General features: G+C 72.2%; 7 protein-coding genes and 1 pseudogene. 1 reads left to right on the top strand and 7 read right to left on the bottom strand.

Annotation, left to right across the window (positions count from 1 at the left end):
* Window positions 1-228 precede the first annotated feature (228 nt).
* Genes ACIBKY_RS55285 through ACIBKY_RS55255 form a run of 7 tightly spaced genes read right to left on the bottom strand, consistent with a single transcriptional unit; the run spans window position 229 to window position 9503 of the window.
* Window positions 229-1332 carry a glycerate kinase gene (locus ACIBKY_RS55285; RefSeq protein ID WP_397110751.1) on the bottom strand — a complete coding sequence of 368 codons (1104 nt, stop codon included), beginning with the start codon at window positions 1330-1332 and terminating at the stop codon, window positions 229-231.
* A 6-nt stretch (window positions 1333-1338) separates the two neighbouring features.
* Window positions 1339-3084 (bottom strand): glyoxylate carboligase, encoded by a 1746-nt coding sequence (gcl, locus tag ACIBKY_RS55280; RefSeq protein WP_397110749.1) that lies wholly within the window; start codon window positions 3082-3084, stop codon window positions 1339-1341.
* 17 nt (window positions 3085-3101) lie between these two features.
* A complete protein-coding gene (locus tag ACIBKY_RS55275) occupies window positions 3102-3968 on the bottom strand; it encodes a 2-hydroxy-3-oxopropionate reductase (protein WP_397110747.1) in 867 nt (288 codons plus the stop codon).
* Entirely contained in the window at window positions 3965-4744 is a 780-nt protein-coding gene (locus tag ACIBKY_RS55270) for a hydroxypyruvate isomerase family protein (RefSeq protein ID WP_397110745.1), read from the bottom strand. The genes ACIBKY_RS55275 and ACIBKY_RS55270 overlap by 4 nt, the downstream gene beginning before the upstream one ends.
* Before the next feature lie 12 nt (window positions 4745-4756).
* Entirely contained in the window at window positions 4757-5467 is a 711-nt protein-coding gene (locus ACIBKY_RS55265) for a fumarylacetoacetate hydrolase family protein (RefSeq protein ID WP_397110743.1), read from the bottom strand.
* Window positions 5464-8352 (bottom strand): FAD-binding and (Fe-S)-binding domain-containing protein, encoded by a 2889-nt coding sequence (locus ACIBKY_RS55260; RefSeq protein WP_397110742.1) that lies wholly within the window; start codon window positions 8350-8352, stop codon window positions 5464-5466. The genes ACIBKY_RS55265 and ACIBKY_RS55260 overlap by 4 nt, the downstream gene beginning before the upstream one ends.
* Window positions 8349-9503: a pyridoxal-phosphate-dependent aminotransferase family protein gene (locus tag ACIBKY_RS55255; RefSeq protein WP_397110740.1), complete on the bottom strand. Its 1155-nt coding sequence runs from the start codon at window positions 9501-9503 to the stop codon at window positions 8349-8351. Before ACIBKY_RS55255 ends, ACIBKY_RS55260 begins: the two co-directional genes overlap by 4 nt.
* 165 nt (window positions 9504-9668) lie before the next feature.
* Here ACIBKY_RS55255 and ACIBKY_RS55250 point away from each other — a divergent pair.
* A pseudogene (locus ACIBKY_RS55250) lies at window positions 9669-9841 on the top strand (hypothetical protein); the annotation flags it as partial.

Genomic DNA, 9841 nt, shown 5'->3' with positions numbered 1-9841 from the left:
CGCGGGGGGGGGGGGCCCGGGGGGGGGGGGGGTGGGGGGGGGGGGGGGGGGGGGGGGGGGGGGGGGGGGGGCCGGGGGGGGGGGGGGGGGGGGGCGGGGGGGGGGGGGGGGGGGGGGGCCCCCGCCCCCCACGCCGGTGGGTGGCCCTGCCGGGCTGGGGAGCGGGATCCGGCTGGGCGTTGCGACGACCCACCCATCCGGCCGGGCGTGGGTGGCCCGGCCGGGCGTTCAGGCGAGCCAGTCGTCGGCGATCTGCCCGCCGACCAGCTCCAGGAGCGCACCGGCGCGCTGCATCGAGCGCCGGCCGTCCGGTTCCAGGGCGCTGAGCGGGTAGACGCGGTCGAGTCCGAGCCGTTCGATGGCCGCGGGCGGAAGGAGCGAGCGCCCGGCCACGGCGACGACCGGAGTGCCCGCGGCGACCGCCATCGCGGCGACCCCGGCGGGCGCCTTGCCGCGGGCGGTCTGGTGGTCGAGCGAGCCCTCCCCGGTGATGACGAGCTTCGCCGCCGCCAGGCGCGCGGGGAAGCCGACGAGGTCGAGGACCAGTTCGATGCCGGAGCGGAGTGTGCCGCGCAGGATGGTCAGGCCCGCGTAGCCGACGCCGCCCGCGGCCCCCGCGCCGGGGACGCAGGCGGCATCGACGCCGGTGGCCGCGGCGACCGCCCGGGACCAGCGGGCCAGCGCGGTCTCCAGGTCGGCCACGTCGCGTGGCGTCGCGCCCTTCTGGGGCCCGTAGACGGCGGCGGCGCCGTACGGGCCGAGCAGGGGGTTGTCCACGTCGATCGCGATGTCGATCTCCACCTCGGCCAGGCGGGGATGCAGCCGCGACAGGTCGAGCCGGTCGATGGCGGACAGGGCCGCGCCGCCGCGCCCGTTGACGCCCTCCAGCCGGGCGCCCAGCGCCTCGGCCAGGCCGGCGCCGCCGTCGGTGCAGGCGCTGCCGCCCAGGCCGAGCACGATCCGGCGGCAGCCGCCGTCCAGCGCGGCCCGGATGAGCTGGCCGGTTCCGTAACTGGTGGCGGTGCGGGGAGCGGGCGGCCCGGTCAGGCGGCCCAGCCCGGACACGTCGGCCAGCTCGATCACCGCGACGCCGTCAAGCTCGGCGTAGGAGGTCGCGACCGGCCGCCCGTCAGGCCCTTCGGCCTGGACGGCGACCCGGCGGAATCCGGCGGCCAGCGCGGCCTCCAGCGTGCCCTCGCCGCCGTCGGCCACCGGCAGCGCGGCGACCGGGATGCCGGGAGCGCGCCCGGTGATGCCGGCCGCCAGGTGCTCGCACACCTCGCGGGCCGTCAGCGAGCCCTTGAACTTGTCGGGCGCGATCAGCACGGACATCGCCGCTCACCCCCGCGACAGGATCTCGGCGTCGGCGACCTCCTCGAACTCCGTGATGGCGTCGAGGTCGGCCCCCATCGCGATGTTGGTGACCCGTTCGAGTATCACCTCCACCACGACCGGCACCCGCAGGTCCTCCATGATCTTCCGCGCCTCCTCGAAGGCCCCGGCCAGTTCCCCGGGCTCGTGCACGCGGATGGCCTTACAGCCCAGCCCCTCGACCACCTTGACGTGGTCGACGCCGTAGCCGCCCAGCTCGGGCGCGTTGACGTTGTCGAAGGCCAGGCTGACCTGGAAGTCCATGTCGAACGCCCGCTGCGCCTGCCGGATCAGCCCCAGGTAGGAGTTGTTGACCAGCACCTGGAGGAAGGGGATGTTGAACTGCGCGCCGACCGCCAGCTCCTCGATCATGAACTGGAAGTCGTAGTCGCCCGACAGCGCCACCACGGTGGCCTCCGGGTCGGCCACGGCCACGCCCAGCGCGGCGGGCACCGTCCAGCCGAGCGGCCCGGCCTGGCCGCAGTTGATCCAGTGCCGCGGCTTGTAGACGTGCAGGAACTGCCCGCCGGCGATCTGCGACAGGCCGATCGTGGAGACGTAGCGCACGTCCTTGCCGAAGGTGAGGTTCATCTCCTGGTAGACGCGCTGCGGCTTGATCGGGACGTTGTCGAAGTCGGTGCGCCGGTGCAGGGTGCGCTTGCGCTCCTGGCACTCCTTCGCCCACACGCCCCGGTCCGGCGGCAGCGTGGCGCGGGCCGCCTCGACGAGCTGGATCAGCGCCGCCCCGGCGTCGGAGACGACGCCGTAGTCGGGCGCGAAGACCCTGCCGATCTGGGTGGGCTCGATGTCGATGTGCACGAAGGTACGGCCACGCCGGTAGACCTCGAGCCCGCCGGTGTGGCGGTTGGCCCACCGGTTGCCGATGCCGAGCACGAAGTCGGCGGCCAGCAGGGTGGCGTTGCCGTAGCGGTGGGCGGTCTGCAGGCCGACCATGCCGGCCATCAGCGGGTGGTCGTCGGGGATGCTGCCCCAGCCCATGAGCGTGGGGATGACCGGCACCCCGAGCAGTTCGGCCAGCTCGACCAGCAGGTCGCTGGCGTCGGCGTTGATGACGCCGCCGCCGGCGACGATGACCGGGCGCTCGGCCGCCGCCATCATGGCCAGCACCTTCTCCGCCTGCGCCCGGGTGGCCGCCGGCCGGTGGACGGGCAGCGGCTCGTAGGTGTCGATGTCGAAGTCGATCTCGGTGAGCTGCACGTCGAGCGGCAGGTCGATGAGGACGGGGCCGGGCCGTCCCGAGCGCATGAGGTGGAAGGCCTGCTGGAAGGCGCCCGGCACCTGGGCGCCTTCCATGACGGTGTAGGCCATCTTGGTGAGCGGCGCGGCGATGGCGGCGATGTCGACGGCCTGGAAGTCCTCCTTGTGCAGGCGGGCGACCGGCGCCTGGCCGGTGACGCAGAGGATGGGGATGGAGTCGGCGGCGGCGGAGTACAGGCCGGTGATCATGTCGGTGCCCGCGGGGCCCGAGGTGCCGACGCACACGCCGATGTTGCCGGCGCGGGCGCGGGTGTAGCCCTCGGCCATGTGCGCGGCGCCTTCGACGTGCCTGGCCAGGACGTGTTTGATGCCGCCGTGCGCGCGCATCGCGGAGTAGAACGGGTTGATGGCCGCGCCGGGCACCCCGAAGGTCTGGGTGGCGTTCTCACGCTCCAGGATCAGGACCGCGGCGTCGACGGCTCGCATGCGTGCCATGGGTTCGCTCCTCGCGCTCAGCGGCCCGAGAGCTGCTCGACGAGCAGCAGCAGGGCGGTGTGGTCGAGCTGCCCGTGACCCTGGGCCCGCGCGGCGCCCATCAGCTGGGCCAGGACCGCCCCGACCGGGATGGCCACGCCCGCCTGCCGGGCGGCCGCGGTGACGATGCCGAGGTCCTTGTGGTGCAGGTCGATGCGGAAGCCCGGCTGGAAGGTACGGCTCAGCATGCCCTCGGCCTTGCGCTCCAGGATGCGGTTGCCCGCCAGGCCCGCCGACAGGACCTTGATCGCGGCCTCCATCTCGACGCCGTAGGCCTCCAGGAACACGATCGCCTCGGCGACCAGTTCGATGGTGCCGGCGACGATGAGCTGGTTGGCGGCCTTGACCGTCTGCCCGGACCCGGCGGGGCCGACGTGCACGACGGTGGAGCCCACCGCTTCCAGGACGGGCCGGGCCGCCTCGACGTCGGCGGGGGCGCCGCCGACCATGATGGACAGGCTGGCGTCGATCGCGCCCTGCTCGCCGCCGGAGACGGGCGCGTCCACCGCGCGCAGCCCGGCCTCGGCCGCCTGGGCGGCCATGCGGGCGGCGGCGTCCGGCCTGATGCTGCTGGCGTCGATCCACAGCGTGCCCTCGCGGGCGTGGTCCACGATGTCGGCGGCGACGAGTTCGACGTCGGGGGTGTCGGGGAGCATGGTCACGATGACGTCGGCGTCGCGCACGCCTTCCGCGATGCTGCCCGCGCCGTGGCCGCCCAGCTCGATCAGCCGCTCGACCTTCTCCGGCTCCTTGTTGACGCCGGTGACGGTGTATCCGGCCTTGACGAGGTTGGCGGCCATCGGGGCGCCCATGATGCCCAGGCCGATGACGGTCACGTTGCTCACGGCAGTTCCTTGTGGTCGGAGGTGAGCCAGGCGAAGGGGTCCTCGCCCGGGTTGGCTTTGTATTCCAGGCCGATCCAGCCGTCGTATCCGGTGCGGCCGAGCTCGGTGAGCCAGGCGCCCAGCGGCAGGTCGCCGGTGCCGGGCGCGCCTCTGCCGGGCGCGTCGGCGATCTGGACGTGACCGATGCGGTCCGGGTCGCCGCGCAGGAGCGCGTCCACGTCGTCGCCGTTGACGGCCAAGTGGTAGAGGTCGGCGAGCAGCTTCAGCCCCGGGACGGCGGCCACGACGGCCAGCGCGTCGGCGGCGGTCTTGAGCGGGTAGGCCGGGGCGCCGCTGAGCGCCTCGATCAGGACGACGCCGTCCACGACCTCATGGGCCAGCGCCAGGTTGGCGAGGGCGGTCTCGTCCTGGAGTTCTTCGGGGACGTCGTCGAGGCGGTTGCCGTACAGGGCGTTGAAGGAGCGGCAGCCGAGCGTGCGGCCGATGGCGGCGACGATCGGCACGTTGTCGCGGAACTCGGCGGCGCGGTGCGGGTGGGACAGCAGGCCGCGTTCGCCTCCGGGCATGTCGCCGGCGGCGAAGTTGATCCCGGTCAGCTGGACGCCTGCGTCGCGGACGGCGCGTACGAACGCGTCGACCTGCGCGTCGGCGGGCACGGCGGTCTCGAACGGCCACCAGAACTCCACGGCCTCGAAGCCGGCCTTGCGGGCGGCCTCCGGGCGTTCCAGCACGGGCAGGTCGGTGAAGAGGATGGAGCAGTTGACGGTGTAGCGCATCTGGCCTGCCTCCTATCGGACGGTGTTGCTCAGGACGCCCACGCCCGCGATGTCCACCGCGACCTCGTCGCCGACGGCCAGGGGGCCGACGCCGTCGGGGCTGCCGGTCAGCAGGACGTCTCCGGGGTTGAGGGTGATCCAGCGGGTGACGTAGGCGAGAAGTTCGTCGACGCCGAAGAGCATCGCCGCGGTGGGGCTGTCCTGGACGACGAGCCCGTTGACGCGGGTGCGGATGTGCAGGCCGGCCGGGTCGTCGATGTCGGTCTCGATCCAGGGTCCGAGCGGGCAGAAGGTGTCGGCGCTCTTGGCCCTGACCCATTGCCCGTCGTTGCGCCAGTCGTCGGCGGTGATGTCGTTGGCGCAGGTGTAGCCGAGGACGTAGTCGCGGAAGTGGCGTTTGGGCACCTGGTGGGCGGTGCGGCCGATGACCACGGCCAGCTCGCCCTCGTACTCCAGCCTGCGCAGCCCGTGCGGGCGGCGCACCTCGGCCCCCGGGCCGGTGACGGCGTTGGCGGCCTTGAGGAACAGCCGTGGTTTGCGGAGTTTTCCCGGTACGCCGTAGTTGCGGCCGGCGCAGACGATCACCCGTGGATCGCAGGGCGCCAGCAGCGTCACCTCCTCCAGCGCCGCCACCGGCCCCTGCCCGGGGGTGGGGTGGATGTCGTGGCCGACGAGCACACCGGTGCGTACCTCGTCTTTGTGGGTGTAGCGGACGAGCCTCATGACGGAACCACCGCCTCACGCAGGAGTTCGATCGGATGCCAGGCCTGGCGGGCCGAGCCGTGGAAGATCTGCTGGCGGCAGGAGACGCCCGTGGCCGCGACGACCGTCTCCTCGGGCTCGGCGGCCAGCGCCGGGAAGAGCCGGTCGGAGCCGACGGTCATGGACAGCTCGTAGTGCTCGGCCTCGAAGCCGAAGGAGCCGGCCATGCCGCAGCATCCGGTGTCGAGCTCCACGACCTCCACGCCGGGGATGAGCCGGAGCATGGCCATGGTGGCGGCGGTGCCGACCTCGGCCTTCTGGTGGCAGTGGCCGTGGAAGACCACCCTCTTGCCCGCGAGCCAGGAGTCGGCGCGCAGTTTCAGCCTGCCCGCGCCGACGGCCTCGGTGAGCAGTTCCTCCACCTGCTTCACCCGGGCCGCGACCGCGTCCACGCGTTCGTCGCCGGCCAGCATCGCCCGGTGCTCGTCGCGCAGGGTGAACAGGCAGGACGGTTCGCAGCCGACGATCGGTCCCTCGGTGGCGGCCAGGTGGGCGACCAGCGCGCCGGCCTGCGCCTTGGCCTGGTCGAGCAGGCCCTTGGACAGGCTGGAGCGGCCGCAGCAGCCGGTGGCGGCCAGCTCGACCGTCCAGCCGGCGCGCTCCAGCAGTTCGATCGCCGCCTTGCCGATGTGCGGCTCGGTGTAGGTGGTGAAGGAGTCGGCCAGGAACGTCAGCGTCTCGCGTCCCTTGTGTTTTTTATGCCCTTTGTGCCAGCGGATGAGGTTGGCGCGCTGGAAGCGCGGCAGTTGCCGGGCGGCGGTGATCCCGACCGTGCGCTCCAGCACCCGCCGGACGAGCGGCACCCGGGTGGGCAGGTTCGACAGCGGCGCGGTGGCCGAGCCGAGCCGGTTGAGCGAGCGGATGGCGCCGAAGATCCGTGAGCGCAGGGGCACGCCGTGCTGGTCATGATGGTGCGACAGCGCCTCCGCCTTGAGCGTGGCCATGTCCACGCTCATCGGGCACTCGCTCTTGCAGGCCTTGCACATCAGGCACAGGTCGAGGATCTCGTGCAGCCGCTCGTCACCGAACGCCTTGGCGGGGTCGGGCTCCGACAGCGCCTTGACCAGGGCGTTGGCCCGGCCCCGGGTGGAGTGCTCCTCCTGCCGGGTGGCGACGTAGGACGGGCACATGACGCCGGGGCCGCTCTTGCGGCACAACCCGATGTTCATGCACCGGTCGGCGGCGCCCCGCATGCCGCCGACCACCTCGAACGACAGCCGGGTGCGCAGGGGCCCCGCGGGTGGCAGGGCCGCGTCGCGCAGGTTGTCGGTCATGGGCGGGGCATCGACGATCTTGCCGGGGTTCAGGACGTTGCCGGGGTCGAACAGGTGCTTGACCGAGCGCATCGCCTCGTACAGCTCCGGGCCGAAGATCTCCCGGTTGAACTCGCTGCGGGCCAGGCCGTCCCCGTGCTCGCTGGAGTTGACGCCGCCGTACTCCGCGACCAGGTCCTTGATCTCCACGGCCACCGCGCGCATGGTCGTCACCTGCTCGGGGTCGGCCAGGTCGACGAACGGGCGGATGTGCAGGCAGCCGACCGAGCAGTGGCCGTAGAAGCCGGCCGTCAGGCCGTGCCGGTCGAGCACGCCACGGAAGCGGTCGGTGTACTCGGCCAGGTGCTTGGGGTCGACGGCGGTGTCCTCGACGAAGGCCAGCGGCCTGCGGGTGCCCTCGCCGGCCGCCATGAGCAGGCCGAGACTCGACTTGCGCACCTTGAGCAGCGCCGTCTGCTCGGCGGGGGTGACGGCGAGCAGGGTGTGGTAACCGTGACCGTTGCGCTTCCACGACCGGCTGACCTCGTCGAGTTTGGCGGTCAGGTGGTCGCGGTCGTCGCCGCTGAAGGAGACGAACAGCAGCGCGGCCGGGTCGCCCTTGAGGATGTCACCGAGACCGGCGTACTCGATCTTCTGCCGGGACAGGTCCAGGATCGTCTTGTCCATGAGCTCGACCTGGGCGGGTTCGCAGGCCAGGGCGTCCTCGGTGGCGGCGATGGCGGCGGCGGTGCTGTCGAAGTGGCCCACGGCGTAGACGGTGTGGCGGGGTTTGGGCACCAGGTCGACCAGCGCGTGCGTCGCCACGACCAGCGTGCCCTCGGCCCCGACCACGAACTTCGCCAGGTCGAACTCCCCCGGCCCGGCCAGCCGGTCCAGCCGGTACCCGCAGGCCCGCCGCCAGAACGGCGGGAAGCCGGTGGCGATCGCCTCGGCGTTGTCGCGGACGAGTCCGGGCAGCTCACGGTAGAGCGCGCCCTCCAGGGTCGGCTCAGCGGCGCGGCGGGCCCGCTCCTCCTCGCTCACCGGCTCCAGCCGCGCGGTCGAGCCGTCGGCCAGGACCACGTCCAGGGCTCTGACGTGGTCGATGGTCATCCCGAAGGTGAGCGAGCCGCTGCCGGCGGAGTTGTTGCCGATCATCCCGCCGATGGTGGCGCGGTTGCTGGTGGAGGTGTCGGGGCCGAACATCAGCCCGTACGGCGCGGCCGCCTGGTTGAGCTGGTCCTGCACCACCCCCACCTCGACCAGCGCGGTCCGCGCCTTCGGGTCGAGGTCGACGATCTGGTTCATGTGCCGGGAGAAGTCGAGGACCAGGCCGGGCCCGACCGTCTGCCCGGCCAGGCTGGTGCCGGCGCCGCGCGGCACCACGGGCACGCCCGCCAGCCCGGCCGCCTTGACCGCCTCGGCGACGTCTCCGGCGTGCCGGGGGAAGACCACGCCGACCGGCATGATCGAGTACATGCTCGCGTCGCGGGAGAACAGGTGGCGGGTGTAGTCGTCGAAGGCCACCTCGCCCTCGACGGCGGCGCCGAGCGCGCGCCGCAGGTCGCCCGTCTCCGGGAGGGTGGCCGTCATGGCGCCTGCAGGCGCTCGAGCGCGTCGTTGAGTCCGCGCGGGTTGATGGGCACGCCGGCCAGGGTGAGTCCCATCTGGACGCCGGCCAGGGTGCCGGCCAGGGTGAGGTCGTTGAAGTCGCCCAGGTGGCCGATGCGGAAGACACGGCCGCTGAGTTTGCCGAGCCCGGAGCCGAGTGACATGTCGTAGCGGTCGAGGATGATCGCTCTGATCTTGTCGGCGTCGTATCCCTCGGGGACGATCACGGCGGTCAGGGCCGCGGAGTGCTCGCGTTCGTCGGCGCAGAGCACTTCGAGCCCCCATCCGCGTACGGCCGCGCGGGTGGCCTCGGCGTGGCGGATGTGGCGGGCGAAGACGGCGTCGAGGCCCTCCTCGTAGAGCAGGCGAAGGGCTTCGCGCAGGCCGTAGAGCAGGTTGGTGGCGGGTGTGTAGGGGAAGTAGCCGCGTTCGTTGGCGGCCAGGATCGGCGCCCAGTCCCAGAACGACCTGGCCAGGTTCGCGGTACGCGAGGCGTGCAGGGCCTTCTCGCTGACGGCGTTGAAGCTCAGGCCGGGCGGGAGCATGAGCCCCTTCTGCGAGCCGGCGACGGTGACGTCGACGCCCCACTCGTCGTGGCGGTAGTCGATCGAGCCCAGCGAGGAGATGGTGTCGACCAGCAGCAGGGCGGGGTGGCCCGTGGCGTCGATGGCGGTGCGCACGTCGGGGACGCGGCTGGTGACGCCGGTGGAGGTCTCGTTGTGGACCACGCAGACGGCCTTGATGGTGTGGCCGGTGTCGGCGGACAGCCGTTCCCGGACGGCGTCGGGGTCGGCGCCCCTGCGCCAGTCGCCGGGCACGAACTCGACGTCCAGCCCGAGCCGTCCGGCCATCTCCTGCCAGAGGGTGGCGAAGTGGCCGGTCTCGAAGCACAGGACCTTGTCGCCCGCGCTCAAGGTGTTGACCAGGGCGGCCTCCCAGGCTCCGGTGCCCGAGGCCGGGTAGATCACGACCGGTCCTTCGGTGCCGAAGACCGGCTTGATGTCGCGCAGCACCTCCAGGCCGAGTGCGGCGAACTCGGGACCCCGGTGGTCGATGGTCGGCGCCGACATGGCCCGCAGCACGCTGTCGGGCACGTTCGTGGGGCCGGGGATCTGCAGGAAGTGCCTGCTCATGAGGACCTCGCTCGAAATATCCACGATGCGGAAAAGTTATCTCGCTATACGGAAGATATGCCTTCCCGGGGAAGATGAAAAGTCTTGACGGCCAATGTGAGCCAGGTCATACTCTCGCTAAGCGGAAATAGTTTTCCGCATCATGGAAAAACTGCTGGAGTCCGTATGTCGGTTCAGATCATCACGATCATCGTCCTGGCCGTCGTCTTCCTGGTCGCCACCGTGTTGCCCGTCCACATGGGCGCCCTGGCCTTCGTCGCCGCCTTCATGGTCGGCGCCTTCGTGCTCGGCGAAGGCAAGGACGACATCGTCGCGGGCTTCCCCGGCGACCTGTTCGT

It is taken from the genome of Nonomuraea sp. NPDC050394, assembly GCF_044459065.1.
Classification (GTDB): domain Bacteria; phylum Actinomycetota; class Actinomycetes; order Streptosporangiales; family Streptosporangiaceae; genus Nonomuraea.
The sequence above is the reverse complement of the archived record's forward strand: the minus strand, read 5'-3'. Positions and strand labels throughout refer to the sequence as shown.